Source organism: Tissierella praeacuta DSM 18095 (assembly GCF_900128955.1).
In the GTDB taxonomy this organism is placed as follows: Bacteria; Bacillota; Clostridia; order Tissierellales; family Tissierellaceae; genus Tissierella; species Tissierella praeacuta.
Window position 1 is genome coordinate 122,293 of the sequence record NZ_FQTY01000005.1, and the last position, 20,202, is coordinate 142,494.

Here is a 20,202-nt window from a genome sequence, read left to right on the forward strand (position 1 = left end):
CTTTTATGCAAATAGGCAATTATATTTATATGCCAACAGCCAATTTAGTTAAGACCAATAAATGTATACAGTATAATTGAGGTGGCAAATATGAATGAAATTAAAAAGACATTAAATTACAACGACATGGGCTTGAGAATCAGATTAGAAAGGGAAAAACTAGGAATATCCAGGGAAAAATTTGCTGAAATAGTTGGACTTTCATCATTTTATATTGGCCAGATTGAAAGAGGTGATCGTAAGATGAGTTTAGACACCTTAGCAAATATCGCCAGTAGTCTAAATATATCCGTAGATTATCTTCTATACGGTCATAGCCGCTATATGGAAAACATGATTATTTTGGAAGCTTTTGATAATAGTTATAAAGAGTCTATTGATGATGAACTAAAAGAAATATTAAATATATTAAAAGGCAGCTCTAAAGAGCAGCTTTCCTTAATAAAGGATATCTATAAACTTATCTTGTCTTCTTCTGGAAAATAGCTAGAAATATCTATATAAGTTTGACCATTCCTGACCTTTAATTTAACGATAATTCTTTTTTGTAGGGAAATTTAAACCATAATTATTGCATAGTTATTACTGTAGTCTTCTTTCTTCTTCTAAATAGTATTGGACAATAAGTCTATCTAATTCTTCAGAGATTTCAATTATACTTTTTTTTGTAATTTCTTTAAGTTCCATTTCCTTATGCAATTTTTCCCTAATTTCATTTATTTCATTTTTCACATCTCTTCACTCCCAATAGCAATAATATTACTATTATACGGCAAAAAATATTGGTATACAATGTTTTTTTAGGAATATCTTATAAATTATATTTTAAAAATTTTAATAGCTTGTTGTTCACAAGCTATTTCTACATTTTTACTTTATATATTTATCTATAATATTTATTATTTCTTCTATCTTTTCTTCACCTTGCTTTTCACCTTCTAAAATTGCTGTAGTTACACAGGATCTTATATGTCCGTTTAATACATCTATATTTGCCTTTTTTAGAAGTCCTATAGCAGATAGGATTTGTGTAGAAACATCTACACAATACCTATCTTCTTCTATCATTTTTATTATGCCGTCTATCTGTCCTCTAGCCGTCTTTAATTTATTTGCTGCCTTCTTTTTTCCTTCATTCATTTAATCACTACTTTCTACCTTATTTCTATTAAATCATATCCTGCATCCTCTATAGCTCCTTTTATAAGAATATCATTTAAACCCTCTCCTTCAATTTCTACCTTTTTTGACGATAAGTCAACTTCTACCTTTAATACTCCATTTAATTCTTTTAATGCATTTTTTACCGCCTTCTCACAATGTCCACAGGACATACCTTCTACTAATAATGTTTTTTTCATTTTTATTCCTCCCATTTTTATCAATTATTAATTAACCATTAACGATTGTTAATTGAACTTTTTCAATCTTAGTGAGTTTGTCACTACAGATACTGAACTAAATGCCATTGCTGCCCCTGCAATCATTGGATCTAAAAATCCTAATGCTGCAAAGGGTATTCCTATACTATTATAAAAAAATGCCCAAAACAGATTTTGCTTTATAGTTCTCATAGTTCTATGACTAAGCCTTATGGCTGTAACTATACTAGATAAATCTCCCCTCATAAGAGTAATATCTGCAGCTTCCATAGCTACATCTGTCCCTGTACCTATGGCGAACCCTACATCTGCTGCTGCTAGGGCAGGAGCATCATTGATACCATCTCCAACCATTCCTACATTCTTACCTCTAGATTTAATCTCCTCTACTACTTCTGCTTTGTTCTCAGGCAATACTTCTGCTAATACATTAGTAATGCCTACTTCCTTAGCTATTGCTTTTGCTGTCCTTTTATTATCTCCTGTTATCATATATATATCTAATCCCATATTTTTTAATTCTTCTATGGCATCTCTTGATGTTTCTTTTATTTTGTCTGCTACTGCTAGTATACCCGATAATTTATTATCTAAGGACAATAACATTGCAGTTTTTCCTTCTTCTTCTAACTTTAATAAAATTTCTTCTCCCTTAGCTATAGAAATATTATTATCACTCATTAACTTTCTATTGCCAATAAATACTTCTTTTCCTTCAAAGGTAGCTTTAAGTCCCTTGCCTGGAATAGCAATAAACTTTTCCGGCTCTAATAGTTTTAATAACTCTTCTTCACCTTTTTTTACTATAGATTGACCTAGAGGATGCTCAGAAGTCCTTTCCACTGATGCAGCTATTCTAAGTATTTCATCCCTATCCATGTCATTAAAAGAAATGATATCTGTTACTTCTGGTTCACCTTTAGTTATTGTACCCGTTTTATCAAATACTATTGTATCTATTTTATGTGCTCTCTCTAAATGCTCTCCTGACTTAATTAATATTCCGTTTTCAGCACCTTTACCTGTACCTACCATAATAGCCGTAGGTGTAGCTAAACCCAATGCACATGGACAAGCTATAACTAGAACGGCAACTGCATTTATGAGTCCAATATTAAAATTCCCTCCTATAAGGTAAAATCCTAAAAATGTTATTAAGGCAATAACTACAACTACAGGAACGAATACTCCAGCTATTTTATCCGCCAGTCTTTGAACTGGTGCCTTTGAACCTTGGGCATCTTCAACAAGTTTAATTATCTGAGATAATACAGTATCCTTGCCTATTTTAGTTGCTCTAAACTTAAATGTACCGAATTTGTTAATAGTAGCACCTATTACTTCATCATCTACAGTTTTATCTATAGGAATACTTTCTCCCGTAATCATAGATTCATCTACAGCTGAATTTCCTTCCACAACTATCCCGTCTACTGGAATCCTTTCTCCTGGTCTAACTACTACAATATAACCAATTTCCACCTTTTCTATGGAAATATCCATTTCTACTCCATCTTTTATAATTCTAGCTGTTTTTGGTTGTAAACCTATTAATTTCTTTATTGCCTCAGAAGTCTTTCCTTTTGCTACTGCCTCAAAGGTTTTTCCTAAAAGAATTAATGTTATTATAACTGCAGAGGCCTCAAAATAATATTCATGAACTCCTGTTATAAGATTATATATACTATAAAAATAAGCTGAAGATGTTCCCATGGATACTAAAACATCCATATTAGCTCCTCCACCTCTTAAAGAGTTATATGCACCTTTATAAAATCTATAACCTATAAGAAACTGTACAGGAGTTGCAAGTATAAGTTGAAACCATCCATTGGTTAAAATAGTATGAATTCCAGCCATATGAAAAAACATAGCTGAAAATAAAGGTAGACTAAGTGCTGCAGAAAAGATAAATGATGTCTTAAGAGATTTAATTTCCTTTTCTCTTAATTCTTTTTCCCTATCTAAATCTCTTTCTATCTCTACCTCAGCTTTATACCCTGCCTTTTCTATAATCTTAACTAAAATATCTTCATCTATTACACCAGATGGATATTCTACTACAGCCTTATTAGTAGACAAATTTACAGTAGCCTTGACTACGCCTTCCTGTTTATTTAATACCTTCTCCACTCTAGAAGAACAAGCAGCACAAGTCATTCCTTCAACAATTAATGTTGTTTTCAATAATGGAACATTATATCCTGTTTTTTCTATAACTTTAACCAACTCTTCGGGCTTAATCTTATCTGTATCAAATTCAATATTCGCCTTATTCGCCAATAAATTTACTACTACAGATAATACTCCCTCCTGTTTTGCTAATACTCTTTCTACTCTATTAGAGCAAGCTGCACAGGTCATACCGACTATATCTATATTTACTTTTTTAACTGTCACTATATCACTCCTTTCCTTACCCCCCCACCAGGGGGGTGTGGTTATATTTTATTCTTCTTTAATTACTTTGTCAATATTATTTTAAAATAATATTGAATTATACATAGAGACCTCTGAAAATTTTAATTTTCAGAGGTCTTTTAAATATACTAAATATAAATATAAATTAATCTGTGAAAGTTTACAACTCTACTTTTTGTTTCTTCTTTTTTAAACTTACCTGTGGTTCTGATGGTATATTAAATAATGGAATAAACCTATCAAGCCCTGTCAATGTAAGAATTAACATTGAAAATACAGCTATTATTGCCATATAGTTATACTTAATAATATCTATAGCCGTGATTTCCTTCAAAGGATAAACTGCCATGCATATTGCTACATAAAATCCCATATAGCAATGCCAAGGAATAAGCTGAGAACCGAATACCCCCATTGCATCTGAAAAAGTAGCATTTCTTAATCTAAGTTTATACATATCCTCTTCTGATGCCTCTACATTTTTATCAGTCATTTCTTTTATTATTGGACCAATAGTTACTATTTGTGCCATCTCATCAGCTAAAGCCGCATTACCAATTATAGAAAGAAGACCATTGTAAAACATTAATTGCCTTACTGATTTAGATATTCTAAGTACAAAATTAGATATTGGTTCAAAGGCTCCAATACTGCTCATAATACCCCCAAAGGCACCTATCCAAAGCATCATAACAACTGACCAGCTGCCTGCCGACTCAAATCCAGCCTGAACTAATTCTAAAAACTCATTTAGAGAACCTACTGTACCAGCAGCTAATCCAAAGATTAATGCAGATATAATTCCTATGCCAAGACAAATCATTGTAGGAACTCCCTTGAATGCTATAGCTATTACAAGAAACATAGGTATTACCATAAAATAGGGGACTCCTGATTTTACCTGCTCTAATAATGTAACTGCTGCAGGTCTAACTTCTGCCAACCTTTCAAATACATCTGCTGGTATAGAATCAATAGCATCAGCAGCATTACCTACTGTATTAGGCAGCCCCATTGAAATACTAACTAAATATATTACTAATCCAGATATTAAAAGAACTAATGCAGACCATACTCCTTGATGTCTTACTCTATCTGTTACATTAACTTTTTGCAATCCCGAACTAACAACTGTAGTATCTGAAATCAAACCAATATTATCTCCAAAACAGGATCCTCCAGCTATGGCAGCTGCTGTAAGTAGGACATGACCTCCTACTATATGGTTGAGCCATAAAAATACAGGAGCACAAGATGCAAAGGTTCCCCAAGAGGTTCCAGTAGCTATTGATAAAAGTGATGTAACTACAAATCCTACTATTGCAACAGTCTTTGCAGTAACTCCAAGTTTCAAAGAAATTATTATAATAGATGCCCCAACTCCTGTAGCCATAAAGGTTTCTGCCACTGCATATGCAAACATTAAAATGAAAAATACAAGTATCATTTCCTTTACAGCTTTAAAACCATTTTCCATTATTTCATCATATTTATGTTTTTCAGTAAATCCAGCTATGAATCCAGCATAAATTGTAGCTAAAGGTGCTGCCATAACCAAATCCATACCAGATATCATTAAACCTGCTAATAAAAATATAGGTGTTAATTTAATAATTGCCATCATATTACCTCCTTATAATTTAAGTTTGTTAATATTCTGTCAATTTTCCCAATTTTCTGAAAGTTCTTCTTATAAAATAAGGTTTCAATATACTCCTGAAACCTTATATATAATATCCATTTTGTATCCAACCTTAATTCTATAATATCCTGCTAATTTTTTATCAGTTGTTTCATCTCCTGTATAGATTAAGAGAGGATTTCCTCTTAAATCAACTATTTTAGAATTAGGAGCTATTATTAAAATATTATCTTTTCCAATTATTTTAAGTACTTTGGGGCTTATTTGTTGATTACCTCTTCCTAAAAGATATCCTTGCCCTCCTGTTGGAGTTATGATTAACCTTCCTTTTTTATCAGCTAAAACATTTAATATATCTTCTTCATTACAGTCTAATTTAATTACCTTTTTATCCTTAACAATATCTACACCTAATAAAGTACTAGGAAGATTCAATGTTTCCATAATAGCCCTAGTAGTTGTACCTGGTCCTATAATATAATATATTTCTTCTTCCATATTATCTATAATATCTAAGGCAATAGCTTTTTGACTTGCTTCCTCTATCAAAGGAGTAGGAGCCTTTTTATTTTGCAATAATTCTTTTTTATAGGGTATTTTCAAATAACCAAAAAGTTGAGTTCTTACTATATCATTTCTAAAGGCTTCCTCATCTATATCAATAACCTCTTCTTCTTTTACATTAAGATTGTCACCCTTTAGATATAATAGAGCTAATTCTCCAGCAGATTCTGGTGTGTTTCCATAGACTGGAGAGTGAATTTTTACTCCTGCGGGAATACCAAGTACGACTACCCTATTATTTATAGCCTCATATATATTCCTAGCAGTACCATCTCCACCTACAAAAATAATTAGTTCTACACCTCTTTTCTCCATTAATTTAGCTGCATTTATAGTATCTAAAGCATTAGTTTCTTGGGTAGATTTATGAATTATTTCATAATCAAAACCTAAAAGTTTACATTGATTCTCTCCCATATCAAAAGAAGAAGTTAGTATCAACAATTCTTCCTTAATGGGCTCTAGCTTTTTTAAAGCCTTAACGGCTTTACTAGGGGCTTCTTTCACAGCCCCTAGCTTTATTGCTTTATCCAAAATTTCCCTACCGTCAGTTCCCTTTAGTCCAACTTTACCACCCATTCCAGACACAGGATTGATAATTAGTCCAATAGTTTTCATAATGCAGTACCTAATTAATCTTCTTTTGTCTTTCTAAGATAAACCCTCCAAGATGGACACCATTTTTCCGGATCATCAAGGCTTGATTCATCTACTTGATGGATAGTACTATTATGAGGTGCTTTATGAATTATTTCTGGAGATTCATAAGCCTCATTAAATATATGATGTAGCGTATCTATATACTCATCTAAATCTTCCCTAGAAGGTGTTTCTGTTGGCTCTAAAGTAATTGGCTCTGGAATATAATACGGATGATGACTTGACCATATATGCATGCCAAAATCCATTACTCTGCGGGATATATCAGCAGAAGTAATTCCTGTATCCTCAGTTATTTTCTCAACAGTATATCTAGCCTGTTCAACTCTTTGAGTATCTATTTTATAAGGAACTGTTATTCCTTTATGCTCTAATAGTCTTTTAATTAAATAAACATTGTTAAGAGATGCTACCTTAGCAACTTCATATAATCCTTCTGCTCCCAAACTCATTATCCAAGCATATGCTTTAAGAACAACTTGCGGTGTACCATAAAAAGCCTTCACTTTTCCAATACTATTCTTTAAATCATAATCTAAAAAATATTTTTCTCCATCATAAGCAATTAATGGCTTTGGTAAATATTGTTTCAGTTCTTCTACTACCCCTATTGCACCAGAACCTGGTCCTCCACATCCATGTGGTGTTCCAAAGGATTTATGAAGATTGAAATAACACATATGAAATCCTGCTTCCTTTGCCCTAGCTACACCGAAAAGTCCATTGGCATTAGCCTGATCATAACAATTTAATCCTCCCGCCTTAGTCACTAAATCTGTAAACTCCTTGACTCTTGGATTAAATATACCAGTATCTTCAGGGTTTGCTACAACAAAAGCAGCTGTTCTATCACTTACTGCGGCTTTAAAAGCCTCATAGTCGGGATGTCCATTTTCATCGGCCATAATTGTAATTATCTTATATCCCTTTAAAGCTGGTGCTGCTGCATCAGAAGGATGAGAGTATACAGTAGTTATTATTTCATCTCTTTTTTCTTCTTCTCCCCTTAATCTATGATACATTCTAACAATTGAGGCCATAGTCATAGTGGCTTGAGAGCCTCCTCCAGGTTGGAAACTAAAATAATCCATACCTGAAATTTCCCTCATCATTAAATCCGTTTTATACATTATTTCTAATATACCCTGAACTGTACTTTCATCTTGTAAAGGATGAAGTGCTGTCATCTTTTCAGTATTAGCAATTTTATCATTGATCTTAGGATTATATTTTACAGTACAAGTTCCTTGACCGATTTCCACATTTATATCTCCACCTAAAGTTTCCTGTGAAAGTCTTAAATAATGCATTAAAACTCTCTTCTGATTTATTTCTGGTAAATTAGGTGCTCCATTTCTTCTCATAGATAAAGGAAGTTTAGACAATCCATCTCCCACTTGATTAATTATAGCTTCTTCTGCCTTGGGAACTAACACTCCCCTTTCGCCCTTGCGACTTAATTCAAATATAATTGGCTCATTCCATCTTGCTTGATGAAAGTCTCTAACCTTAGAGCTTCTCTTTATTCTCTTCATTTAATCAATCCTTTCTATAGATTATCCTTCGATGATTTTTCTAATGGCATTTACTAAAGTATCAATATCTTCCTTTAAATGAACTTCAGTAACACAGTACAAAGCCGATTGACCTAATTCAGGGAACTCCTCAGATAAATCTTTGCCACCAAATATACCTTCATCTAGTAATTTCTTATTTATCTCATTTACGGTTTTTCCAGTATTATTGAAATCAACTACAAATTCTTTAAATCCTATATTATTAAACCTTGAGCCTTTAACGCCTTTTACTTTAGATAGTTCTTCTATAGCGTATAAGGATTTCTGTATAATATTTTGCCCTAATTCAACCATTCCCTTAGGTCCCATTAAAGACAAATAAACTCCTGCTGTAATACCAAGCAGAGCAGTTTGTGTACCTACGTATTCCTTACCTTTCTCTCTCAAGTTTCCAAAGGAAGTTCTTTCATAGGCTATATCTCCAAATCCATATTCTCCTTCTTTTATAGTGGGAGCTACACCGAATAATCTAGATGGATACTCCATTACAAATCTTTCTTCATCTCTAGTAGAAATAAAACCTGATTGTCCTCCACCATAATTCATATGCATCCCCAAAGGTTGAAGATCTCCACATATAATATCTGCTCCATAGGATGATGGAGGTGCTATAACTCCCAAGCTACTTGGATCAACACCTACTACTGATATTGCACCAGCTTCATGAGCTATCTTAGAAATCTCAGCCCCTTGGTCTTCAATAAATCCTAAATATGAAGGATTCTCAAAATATACTGCTGCAGTATTATCAGAAATCTTTTTCCTCAAATCTTCTAAATCCATCTTTCCAGTTTCTTTATCATAATCAATTAAAGTAATTTTAACCCCTGGATCACAATAATTTTTTATTATCATCAACCTTTCAGTACTTATAGTCCCAACAACTAAAGCTTCAGACCTTTCAGTAATTCTAGATGACATCCTGAGGGATGTAGCAGCTCCTTGAGCCCAATCAAAGGTAGGAACATTTACAACATCCATATCAAGTAATTCCGCTAATAAGGACTCATATTCAAACAAAGTCTGAAATCTACCATGGTCATTATATGGCTCTCCAGCATAAGCAGTCAAAAATTCAGATCTGCTATTTATTTCATCACAAACTGCTGGTACATAATGCTGCCAGCATCCTGCTCCTAGAAAATTCAAATATTCCTTAGATGATATATTCTTTCTCAAAATTTTATCTATGCCTCTTTTTAATTCATACTCTGACTCAAAAGGCTTTGGCAAATTCAACGGTCTTTTTAATTTTAATTCTTCTGGTACTTCTGCATGTAATTCATCTAAAGATTTTAATCCTATTTTTTCTAACATTTCCCTTTGAACTTCTAAATCTGAATTTGGAATATAGGGATGATTTTTAAATCCACGTATTGTCATACTTCTACCTCCTAAATTTTATTATGCAATTCCTCCACCATCTACAACTAAAGCAGTTCCAGTAACCCAAGTTGATAAATCACTACATAAAAACAGTACTGCCTTTGCAATATCCAATGGTGTTCCCAGTCTTTCTAGGGGTCTGCCCTTAGCTGATTCCACAAGGAAAGCATCTATCTCCTTTTCTCCAAGCTGTCTTCCTTCATCTCTTAACATTGCTGTGTCAGTATCCCCAGGATTTATAGAGTTAACTCTAATATTTTGTGGTCCATGATCAATTGCCATGGCTCGAGTTAAATTTACAATTCCACCCTTTACAGCACAGTAAACAGCGGCCTTATCTCCACCTTTTAGTCCCCAGCCTGAACCAGTATTTATTATGCTTCCTCCTCCATTTTTAGCCATAATTGGTATTGTATATTTAGATAATAAATATGTTCCTTTAAGTCCTACATCAATTACAAAATCCCATTCTTCTTCTGTTAAATCTACTACTGTCTTTCTAACAGTAACCCCCGCATTATTAAATAATATATCAATTCTGCCAAATTCTTCTTCTATTGATTTAATAGTATTTTTACAATCTTCATTATTAGTCACATCGCATTTCTTGAAAATAGCAAAACTACCCTCATTAATGATTTCTTTAGCTGCCGAGTCTCCTTTTTCTTGATTAACATCAAGTAGCACAACCTTTGCACCATGTTGAGCTAATAATTTTCCCGTTCCCAGTCCAATACCAGAAGCTCCACCTGAAATAACCGCTACTTTTCCCTCTAAATTTAATGGATTATTCATAATTCTCCCCCTCACAAAATAGTTTTCGCCAAATGCTATTGGTATTACTATCTTGCATAAATCATGCCAAAAAATTAGATAAAAAATATCTTTTAGCAATCTACCTATTTTTTCAGACTTTTAGCAATTTTATAATTGTTTTATTGAGTTAATGTGGTATAATTAAATTGTCTTTATTGACAAATATAGCAACTTTTTTGCTAGATATGGCAGGTGCCTGATATGATTGATTTAAAAAGCTTAAAAAGTAGTTTAGCAAATATAGTATCAACAATGGCTAACTTAACCAATATGGAATATGCAATATTTAACACCAATGCTGAATTAGTAAGTAGTACACAAGTTTATTTGCAAAGGAAAGGTCTAAAAGTACATTTAACCTCTATAGAAGAAGTCTTAAATCAAGGAAATGTAATTGTGAATAAACCTGGACTTATGAAATCATGTGTTGGATGCAGATTTGTTAATAACTGTCCTTCTACTATAGAAATTCTATCCTGTATAAAACTAAATGGAGAACCTATAGGTGTAGTGAGTCTCACATCATTTTCTCAAGAAGGACATAATATGATTGAAGAAAACATTCGAATATATACAGATATGTTGGAGGATATTTCAAACTTAATATCTATGTTTGCATTTAATGAAAACTCAAAAAAAGATACTCAAGTCTTACATGAAATAATTAGTAACATTATTGAAGAAACAGAAGATAACTATCTTATAGTAAATAATAGGGGTCTTTTAATTCATTGGACTAAAGGTATTGAAGAACTATTTTCTTATTGCGATTTATATACACAAACTATTGATTTAATGTTTCCTAAAGACATTACTAATTGGATATTTAATGAAGAAAAACAGGGGAAAAAATATTGTGTTATAGAAGGATTTAAAGGAATTTTATACTCCAGACCTTTAAAAATAGAAGAAGATATAGTGGGTTACATTCTAAAATTAGAAAAAGATAAAAATAGTTCAAATTCACATATTAAAGAAGATTATTTAGGCTCCATTATCTCCAATGATTACAAAATAGAAAATATAAAATCACAAATAAAAAAAATATCCAATTCATCTTCTTCAGTTTTAATAACTGGTGATACAGGCACAGGAAAGGAAGTAGTGGCAAAAGCAATTCACTATACAAGTAAAAGAGCTAATAATCCTTTCATTCCAATTAACTGTGCTAATATACCAGACTCTTTATTTGAATCTGAACTCTTTGGATATGAGGAAGGTGCTTTTACTGGTGCAAAAAAAGGTGGTAAATTAGGTTTGTTTGAATTGGCTAATGGTGGTTCAATCTTTTTAGATGAAATTGGTGAATTGCCAATTTACTTACAAGCCAAATTACTTAGAGTTCTTCAAGAAAATGCTATACAAAGATTAGGTAGTATCACAAATATCCCAGTGGATATTAGAATAATAGCAGCTACTAATCAAGATTTAGAGTCAATGGTAAATGAAAATAAATTTAGAGCTGATTTGTTCTATAGATTAAATGTTATACCTATTTATTTACCTCCATTAAATCAAAGATTATCGGATATAGACATACTCTCAACCCATTTTATAGAAAAATATAATAGAAAACTAATGAAAAACATTAATAATATTTCCAAAGAAGCCTTGGAACTTATGAAATCATATTCATGGCCAGGAAATGTAAGAGAACTTGAAAACACTATAGAATATGCAATTAATATGGAAGATACAGAAATTATTCATATTGAAAGCCTTCCCCATAGAATAAGAAAAAAAGCTAATGGAAAAAACGATTTTAAAGAGCTAATTGCACAAAAAGAAGCAGATTTAATTATAAATGTCCTCAATAAACACGGTTGGGATTTAGAAGGAAAACAAAAAGCATCAAAAGAATTAGGAATTAGTATTAGAACATTATATAGAAAACTCAAAGAACTGGAAATATAGGTTCCTGAAATAATAGACAAGTAGCTTATATGTAAGTTGCCTGTCTATAATAAATTTATTGCATTTATCTGAGAAATATATTATACTTATAACGTTGATAATCGTTATCATTATGGCTTATTTTGTATAAAATGGAAGGATGATATTTATGAGCACTTTATCTTTAGTTTCTTTAAAGCCTAATGAATGTGGAAGAATTAAGGAAATCTCAGGATGCTGTAAGGCTAAAAAAAGGTTGTACGAGCTTGGTCTCCATAAAAATGCCTATGTTAAAGTTATAAAAAATGATTTTGGTCCTCTAATCATTAGTTTATCCGGTAATAAATTGGCTCTAGGTCGCGGGTTAGCCTGTCATATTATAGTTGAGCGTTAATTTTTTGTTATTAGTTGATAATGGCTATCATTTATAAAGGGGGAATTTTTTTGAATACCATTGCTCTTGTAGGTAATCCTAATAGTGGAAAAACTACATTGTTTAATGCTCTAACTGGTTCCAATCAACATGTTGGCAATTGGCCCGGAGTTACTGTTGAAAAAAAAGAAGGAAAATTTAAATATAAAGGAAATCACTATAATGTCGTCGACTTGCCGGGAACTTATAGCCTTGGAGCTTATTCAGAAGATGAAGTAGTTGCTCGTGACTATATACTTAAAGGAAATCCAGATATTGTAATTAATGTAGTTGATGCTACTAATATAGAAAGAAATTTATATTTAACAACACAATTAATCGAAATGGGTGCAAAGGTTATTATAGCACTTAATATGATGGATGAAGCCAAGCAAAAAAATATTGAAATTGATTTAGAAAAATTATCTAAAGAGCTAGGAGTTCCAATAATCCCTACTGTAGCTTCCAAATCTAAGGGGTTAGATATGCTAATAGAAAAATCTATTCAATATGCGGAAAATAAAGAAAATCCTAATTTGAAATTTAGTTATGGAGAGGACATTGATAAAGAAATTGAAGATATAAACTCAATGCTTAGTAATTCAAACTTAGAATACCCTGGCAAGTGGGTGGCAATAAAACTCTTAGAGGGTGATAAGGAAGTCTATAGACTTATAGAGAATAAAGGTACTGCACCTATTAAAGAAAGATTAATATCATTAGAGGAAAAGTCCACAGAATATGAATTACAAATTGTAGATAAAAGATATGATTTTATAAACACTATTGTAAATAAGACTGTGAAAAAACCATCTGATACAGTAGAAACTCCAACTGATAAAATAGATAAGATTATTACACATAAATATTTAGGACTTCCTATATTTGCTTTAATTATGTTTACCATATTTCAACTTACATTTGTTCTTGGTCAAGATATACTTGGTGGATATGTAGCAACTATTGTGGAAACCATTGGAGAATATGTAGTTAATCTATTAGTTATGATAAATGCTCCTGAATGGGTGCAATCTTTTATTTCTGAAGGTATATTTGCTGGGGTTGGTGCTGTATTTGAATTTGTTCCTCTCATTACAGTATTATATTTTTTTATAGGTATATTAGAGGATACAGGTTATATGGCTAGAGCTGCTTATGTAATGGATGGATTGATGAGAACCCTTGGTCTTCATGGTAAAACTTTTATTTCCATGATAGTAGGCTTTGGATGTAATGTCCCTGGAATAATGTCTGCTAGAACCTTAGATAATAAAAAGGATAAAATGATTGCTATTCTTATTAATCCATTTATGTCTTGTGGAGCAAGATTACCTATTTATTTAGTGTTTATTGCTGCGTTTTTCCCTAAACATGGGGGAATAGTATTGTTTTCTCTTTATACTCTCGGTATTATAATGGCTTTATTAGTTGGTAAAATATTTTCAAAAACACTATTTAAAGGTGAATCTTCACATTTTATTATGGAACTACCTCCTTATAGACTACCTATATTTAAGTATGTTATAAGGGATATGTGGGATAAGGTATGGGATTTCTTATATAGAGCTGGAACTATTATATTTGTTGTAGTTTCTCTACTTTGGGTTTTATCTGTATTGCCATTTGGAGTAGAACCCTATAGTCAAGAAAGTATTTTAGGTAAAATAGGTACTATTTTAGCTCCTATATTTATACCTGCTGGATTTGGTACTTGGCAAGCTACAGTTAGTTTGTTTGCAGGTATAGCAGCTAAGGAAGCTGTAGTAGCTGTTCTAGGTATGGTTTATGCTGGAGTATCTGAAGGTTCTCAGCTAGTTAGTGCTTTACAAAATGTATTTACTCCTCTTACTGCTATATCTTTTATGGTAATGGTACTTTTATACACACCCTGTGCCGCAGTAATAGGTACTGTAAAAAAGGAAACTAATTCTACTAAATGGGCAGTATTTATGACAGTTTATCCTTTTATAATAGGTTGGATATCCTCTGTACTTGTTTACCAAGTTGGTAGATTATTAGGTTTTTAGGAGGGAATTTAATGCTTAGGGACGTCTTAAAAGAAATATCTAATGCTAAAGTATTTTCTGTTTCTTTGATAGCAAAAAAGTTAAATATATCTGAAACTTTAGTTGAAGATGCAGTAAAAGAATTATCTAGAATGAATTACATTATAGAAGATATGGGTTCCCCTACTTGTGAAACAAAATGCAGCGGATGCTCAATGAAAGCTTTTTGCAATACAGTCCCAATAAAAACCATTAGTTTAACAGATAAGGGAATGAAGTTGTTAAAACATTAATATAACTTTTTGTAATTTTTCAATATTTTACTTGACTAACTTGTTAAAGCGATGTATAATTAATTTAAATAAAACTTTAACTTTTCCACCCTAAAGATTTAAAAAATTTGATAGTTTATTTTATTAGTAAGGATTGGAAAAACAATAGTTAGTTTGTAGTATAATAAAAAAGTATTCTGTGTAGTAAAATGTAGAAACCTTTTAAACCCTCATTAAATCAACGTAAGGAGTGTATCAGAAGATTGAATTTAGTAGTTGAATTAAATCAATCAGGTTGGAAAGGTTGTAAAAAGTTTTATTTTAAATAATAGGTAGTTTCTAGAGATATTAGAGACTACCTATTTATTTTTTGTTATTTCCTTTGTTGAACTTTCTTTGCTATAGGTCTATAATTAGAGTAACAATATATAAAAAGGAGACTACCGATGATAAGCTTAGATTGGAAAGAGAGAAAAAATCTTACTATGTTAGCAGATTTCTATGAATTCACTATGGCCAACGGATATCTAGAAAATAACATGGAAAATCAAATTGGATATTTTGACATGTTTTTTAGGAGTATACCAGATGATGGTGGATTTGCTATTATGGCTGGTGTTGAGCAATTAATAGAATATCTAAGAAATCTTAAGTTCAATGAGGAGGACATTGCCTATTTTGAATCCAAGAAAATTTTTGGAGAAAAGTTTTTAAACTATTTAAGAAATTTTAAGTTTAAATGCGATGTATGGGCAATTCCAGAAGGTACTCCCATATTTCCTCAAGAACCTATAGTAATTGTAAGAGGACCTGTAGTTCAAGCTCAACTTATAGAAACCATGGTTCTTCTAACTATAAACCATCAAAGTTTAATTGCTACTAAAGCTAATAGAATAGTTAGGGCTGCAAATGGAAGAACTGTAATGGAATTTGGTTCTAGACGTGCTCAGGGTTATGAAGGTGCTATCCTTGGTGCTAGAGCTGCTTATATTGGCGGATGTATCGGAACCGCTAATACCATAGTGGATAGGGATTTTAATATTCCAGCATTGGGAACTATGGCTCATAGCTGGGTACAAATGTTTCCTACTGAATTAGATGCTTTTAGGGCATACGCTAAGATTTATCCAGATAACTGTACTCTTCTAGTCGATACTTACAATACCTTAAAAGAAGGCATTCCAAATGCAATAACAGTATTTAATGAGGAAATTGTACCATTAGGATTTAGACCAAAGGGAATTAGAATAGATAGCGGAGATATTGCTTATCTATCTAAGGAAGCCCGCAAAATGCTTGATGAAGCTGGATTCCCTGATTGCATGATTGTAGCATCATCCAGTTTAGATGAATATGTTATAAGAGATTTATTAATCCAAGGTGCACAAATTGATTCTTTTGGCGTTGGTGAAAGACTTATAACTGCAAAATCTCAACCTGTTTTTGGCGGGGTCTATAAATTAACTACAATAGAAAAGGACGGAAAACTTATACCAACAATTAAAGTTAGTGAAAATGTAGGTAAAATAACTACACCAGGATTTAAACAAGTTTATAGATTATTCGACAAAGCAACAAATAAAGCTATTGCTGATGTCATTACTTTACATGATGAAATCATTGATGACACTAAGCCCTATGAAATCTTCCACCCTTTATATACATGGAAGAGAAAGACCTTAGAAAATTTTTATTCTAAGAAACTATTAGTAAAAATCTTTGAAGATGGACATTGTATTTATGAAAACCCTACTATTCATGAAATAAAATCTTACTGCAAAGACCAATTAGATTTAATGTGGGATGAAGTCAAGAGATTTGAAAGACCCCATAGATATTTCGTAGACTTATCTCAGAAACTATGGAATATTAAGGATGAATTATTAAAGAAACATAAATAAGTGTAAATAATAAGTGCTATTTTTGATATCAAATACAAAAATAGCACTTATTATTTTTCTAAAATATATCTGGTTATATCAATATTTTTACTATCAAAAAAAGTAGTTTTGGGGAATTCCATATTCTTATCTTTAAACCTATTTACAATCAAATAATAATCTTTTTGGGATATATCTTCTTTTTTAACAATATCTCCAAAATCTAATTCAAAATGTGAAATTCTCCTATTATTATTTTTCCCATAAACAATATATAATTGATGCTTATCCTTACAAGCATCAGTGATATAATAAATATTAAATAAATATGGAGAAGCTTTATTTGCTGCAAGTCTGATATACTTATTTATAAATACCTTTTCATATATAACTAACCCAATTTCATTTGAATTCTTTATAGAATAAATTACATATAAATATTTTTTATCATGATCATCATAAATAAATTCCTTTATTTCTATAGGTCTCCCCTCTTTTAATTCAATATCCAAAGCTAAGTTTTCATATTTTATTGGAGGAGTTGAAAATAAATATTTACTACTAACTTTATATATAATAGACATCCATATGAATAAAATAATAAATAGCACAAAAATATATCTCAAATTTTCATTGATACGATCCAAAACATACACCTCTTTTTTTGCTAAATCAATAGAATAGGAAGAAACAATATTTTATCTATAAGTTCATTCTACATTATTAGAAGTTATTTAATATGAGTTCAAAAGATATTAATTTTAGATCCGTTTTTATATTAATTAAATATAGTGCTTTAAAACCTCAATGCTATTAATAAAAAATATATATAATATAGGACATATAACTTTAAAAAATCACCACTTTAACAATTGCATCTTAATAATAAAATGAAAATTAAAAACACTGGTTTTCAGATTAGTTCTGAAAACCAGTGTTTTTTGATTTAATGGATTTGAACAGATTAAATAATCTGGCTACTAGGTTTTCATTGAAAAAGTCAAATTATTAACCTTTATTATATTGTTAATGCAAATCTGTAGAAATTAATTATGTTTGATATTAAAAAGTAATCTTTCCAAAACTCTTGTCTTATTTCTTTAGAGCCTTAGGTGCCTTAGGTTCATAATATAAAAATGCAGAAATTGTGTTTGGAGATTCCTCTGCAACTTTTTTTGCTACCTTGCTTATTTTCTCCATCCCTTTACTTAAAACTTTCTTCATATCCATCTTCCTCCCCTTTAGTTTTATTATTAATACTTAATGCCACTATCATTAAAGAACTACTAATGGCAAAGAAGTAATTAATTTCATTTACTAAGCCTAGTACTGTTAATATATGGCATATGGTTGCTAAAGCCAAGATAACACTTAACCATTTATCCTTTTTCGTATTGCTTTTATTTATAATCTCTTGATTTACAATTCTATTTTTATGTACTGTAGGTTTAGAGAGATAAATTTTTATAGTAGCATAAATAATAAATATTATTCCTATAATTTCTTTTAAATTCTGATTCAGCCATTTTTCTAAAAACACTATAATAATAAAATTTATACTTGTAACAGATAAACATCCTAAATATGTCTTACTATGATAGCCTCCAACATTTCTCCTAAGTAAAATCAGTGTACCTAGGTAAATCACAGCAGATACTGCTTGTCCCATAATAATTCCAATCAATATAACAATTAGAGATGTTAAGATACTAGTTCCTATTATTTTCATTCCATAAAATATTATTTCAGCTTCATCTTCATCCATTGTGGATTGTGAAAAACAATATCTAATAAACTGATTTATCACTTTCAATCCTAACCCCTTTCTCTTACAATAATTATAACAAGTAAATTTTTAAATAGTTAAAAATTGGAGTAAGTGGTCTTTTTTTGGATTGAACGGTTATTTAAGAGTGAATACCATAAATAACACAATAAAATCTTATGTGAATTGCAGTGGAAAGAAAAGATATATTTATTTAAAATTACATCCTCATAAAAATTCCCTACGTAATAAAACAAAAACATATATATGCCTGTTAATAATAATTTCCTTAATAAAATCAAAAGCAATGTATTTCCTCTAGACATTGCTTCAGTATAATAGAATATATTATAAATAAATATATTGGATTTATGAATAACTCGATTGTTATTGTTCTTTTTAACTCCTCCTATTTATTGTTTATAAATTTTTCCTTCAAATGTTGCTAAATAGTACCCCGTTATGGGGTCTATAGTTATGCTTCCTACTCGTGCAAGTACTCCTGACCACCAGTACCCATCTGTGTATTCACTGTATTCTACAGCTGCAGGAATATTATTCTTTGAAGAATATCTTTTTTGTATACTTATAAATTTTCCTCCAAAAAGCGGTTCAGGATTAGCTTTTATATATTCCTCATACTCCTCCTGTGAAAGATTAGGTGAATGTTTTATTGAATCCTGTGTATATTGTCCCTCACTTTGTCTATTAAAGTTGTTTTCAGCAAATATTGTATTGTAAGAAAAAAGTACAGACAAAAGAATCATCATTGATAGACAAGTACCTAATTTTCTTTTCATACCATTTACCTCCTTCTATTTTTGTTGTTCTTTTTATACCATATATGTCTGCTTTTTATTACTGATTTTTCATTCTTTACCAATGATTTATGGTGGTATTTACAAGGAAAAATGTAAATTCTATATTTGTTGACCCTTCTGTATTCTTCTTTACTTCATTACTTATTTTCTCCATCCCTCCCACTACTGTTGATACATGACATATTGTTGCTAAAGCTAGGATAATACTTAGCCATATATCCTTTTTTGTATTACTTTTATTTATAATTTCTTTTAAATTCTGATTCAGCCATTGTGGATTGTGAAAAACAATATCTAATAAACTGATTTATCACTTTCAATCCTAACCCCTTTCTCTTACAATAATTATAACAAGTAGATTTTTAAATAGTTAAAAATTGGAGTAAGTGGTCTTTTTTTGGATTGAAGGGTTATTTAAGAGTGATATTCTCAATATAGTTATGAATAAAATAAGGTACATACATAACTCCATATGAGTACTCATATATACATCTGCTTATATTAGAAAAAAAGAGGGCTGTTTAACCCTCGATAATCAGTTATTCAACTAAACATGGTACTCCACCACAATTACAGCCACAACCACATCCACAGCCACTCCCAGAACTACAACCACGTCCGCAGGAACATCCTTGTACACAGCCTGCACCACATCCTGCAACTATCAAATCTCTTAAACTTCTCTCATCTCTTAAAATTTCCATA

Annotated in this window: 20 protein-coding genes; 6 read left to right on the forward strand and 14 right to left on the reverse strand. The window is 31.1% G+C overall.

All coding sequences use genetic code 11. From position 1 onward, the window contains the following. Positions 1–90: 90 nt before the first annotated feature. Positions 91–486, forward strand: coding sequence for a helix-turn-helix domain-containing protein (locus tag BUB33_RS07640; protein ID WP_072975040.1), 396 nt, complete (start codon positions 91–93; stop codon positions 484–486). Positions 487–582: 96 nt separating this feature from the next. Here BUB33_RS07640 and BUB33_RS07645 read toward each other — a convergent pair whose 3' ends face one another. The 9 genes from BUB33_RS07645 to BUB33_RS07685 all read right to left on the reverse strand — a co-directional run bounded on the left by BUB33_RS07645 (position 583) and on the right by BUB33_RS07685 (position 10,427). Beyond that, on the reverse strand, positions 583–732 hold the full coding sequence (locus BUB33_RS07645) for an aspartyl-phosphate phosphatase Spo0E family protein (RefSeq protein WP_084725268.1): 150 nt from the start codon (positions 730–732) through the stop codon (positions 583–585). Positions 733–870: 138 nt separating this feature from the next. Next, positions 871–1,140: a metal-sensing transcriptional repressor gene (locus BUB33_RS07650; protein ID WP_072975042.1), complete on the reverse strand. Its 270-nt coding sequence runs from the start codon at positions 1,138–1,140 to the stop codon at positions 871–873. Positions 1,141–1,154: 14 nt separating this feature from the next. Next, the gene (locus tag BUB33_RS07655) at positions 1,155–1,361 is read right to left on the reverse strand and encodes a heavy-metal-associated domain-containing protein (RefSeq protein WP_072975044.1); all 207 of its coding nucleotides are present in this window, start codon (positions 1,359–1,361) and stop codon (positions 1,155–1,157) included. A 48-nt stretch (positions 1,362–1,409) separates the two neighbouring features. Next, positions 1,410–3,782 (reverse strand): heavy metal translocating P-type ATPase, encoded by a 2,373-nt coding sequence (locus tag BUB33_RS07660; protein ID WP_340148001.1) that lies wholly within the window; start codon positions 3,780–3,782, stop codon positions 1,410–1,412. Positions 3,783–3,963: 181 nt separating this feature from the next. Then, on the reverse strand, positions 3,964–5,424 hold the full coding sequence (locus BUB33_RS07665; protein ID WP_234950015.1) for a Na+/H+ antiporter NhaC family protein: 1,461 nt from the start codon (positions 5,422–5,424) through the stop codon (positions 3,964–3,966). Between the two features lie 84 nt (positions 5,425–5,508). Next, positions 5,509–6,627, reverse strand: a complete 1,119-nt coding sequence (locus tag BUB33_RS07670; protein WP_072975051.1) for an ATP-NAD kinase family protein — start codon at positions 6,625–6,627, stop codon at positions 5,509–5,511. A gap of 14 nt (positions 6,628–6,641) precedes the next feature. Further along, a complete protein-coding gene (gcvPB, locus tag BUB33_RS07675; RefSeq protein WP_072975053.1) occupies positions 6,642–8,204 on the reverse strand; it encodes an aminomethyl-transferring glycine dehydrogenase subunit GcvPB in 1,563 nt (520 codons plus the stop codon). Between the two features lie 21 nt (positions 8,205–8,225). Next, positions 8,226–9,629, reverse strand: a complete 1,404-nt coding sequence (gene gcvPA, locus BUB33_RS07680; RefSeq protein WP_084725270.1) for an aminomethyl-transferring glycine dehydrogenase subunit GcvPA — start codon at positions 9,627–9,629, stop codon at positions 8,226–8,228. A 21-nt stretch (positions 9,630–9,650) separates the two neighbouring features. Beyond that, positions 9,651–10,427: an SDR family NAD(P)-dependent oxidoreductase gene (locus BUB33_RS07685; RefSeq protein ID WP_072975055.1), complete on the reverse strand. Its 777-nt coding sequence runs from the start codon at positions 10,425–10,427 to the stop codon at positions 9,651–9,653. 222 nt (positions 10,428–10,649) lie between these two features. On the opposite strand from BUB33_RS07685, the gene BUB33_RS07690 reads away from it, so the two are divergent. The 5 genes from BUB33_RS07690 (at position 10,650) to BUB33_RS07710 (ending at position 16,932) form a co-directional block, all read left to right on the forward strand. Continuing rightward, positions 10,650–12,362, forward strand: a complete 1,713-nt coding sequence (locus BUB33_RS07690) for a sigma-54 interaction domain-containing protein (protein WP_072975057.1) — start codon at positions 10,650–10,652, stop codon at positions 12,360–12,362. Positions 12,363–12,510: 148 nt separating this feature from the next. Continuing rightward, entirely contained in the window at positions 12,511–12,735 is a 225-nt protein-coding gene (locus BUB33_RS07695; protein WP_072975059.1) for a FeoA family protein, read from the forward strand. Between the two features lie 50 nt (positions 12,736–12,785). After that, positions 12,786–14,780, forward strand: coding sequence for a ferrous iron transport protein B (gene feoB, locus BUB33_RS07700; RefSeq protein ID WP_072975062.1), 1,995 nt, complete (start codon positions 12,786–12,788; stop codon positions 14,778–14,780). A gap of 11 nt (positions 14,781–14,791) precedes the next feature. Continuing rightward, a complete protein-coding gene (locus BUB33_RS07705; protein ID WP_072975065.1) occupies positions 14,792–15,052 on the forward strand; it encodes an HTH domain-containing protein in 261 nt (86 codons plus the stop codon). A gap of 425 nt (positions 15,053–15,477) precedes the next feature. Next, entirely contained in the window at positions 15,478–16,932 is a 1,455-nt protein-coding gene (locus tag BUB33_RS07710) for a nicotinate phosphoribosyltransferase (RefSeq protein ID WP_072975067.1), read from the forward strand. Between the two features lie 50 nt (positions 16,933–16,982). Here BUB33_RS07710 and BUB33_RS07715 read toward each other — a convergent pair whose 3' ends face one another. The 5 genes from BUB33_RS07715 to BUB33_RS16035 form a co-directional block, all read right to left on the reverse strand. Further along, positions 16,983–17,558: a hypothetical protein gene (locus tag BUB33_RS07715; protein ID WP_072975070.1), complete on the reverse strand. Its 576-nt coding sequence runs from the start codon at positions 17,556–17,558 to the stop codon at positions 16,983–16,985. Between the two features lie 445 nt (positions 17,559–18,003). After that, on the reverse strand, positions 18,004–18,135 hold the full coding sequence (locus BUB33_RS07720) for a cyclic lactone autoinducer peptide (protein ID WP_159429176.1): 132 nt from the start codon (positions 18,133–18,135) through the stop codon (positions 18,004–18,006). Next, a complete protein-coding gene (locus tag BUB33_RS07725; RefSeq protein WP_115322109.1) occupies positions 18,116–18,718 on the reverse strand; it encodes an accessory gene regulator ArgB-like protein in 603 nt (200 codons plus the stop codon). The genes BUB33_RS07720 and BUB33_RS07725 overlap by 20 nt, the downstream gene beginning before the upstream one ends. Before the next feature lie 371 nt (positions 18,719–19,089). Beyond that, positions 19,090–19,476, reverse strand: coding sequence for a hypothetical protein (locus BUB33_RS07730; protein WP_072975076.1), 387 nt, complete (start codon positions 19,474–19,476; stop codon positions 19,090–19,092). A gap of 560 nt (positions 19,477–20,036) precedes the next feature. After that, entirely contained in the window at positions 20,037–20,201 is a 165-nt protein-coding gene (locus tag BUB33_RS16035; protein WP_159429177.1) for a hypothetical protein, read from the reverse strand. Between the last annotated feature and the right edge of the window lies 1 nt (position 20,202).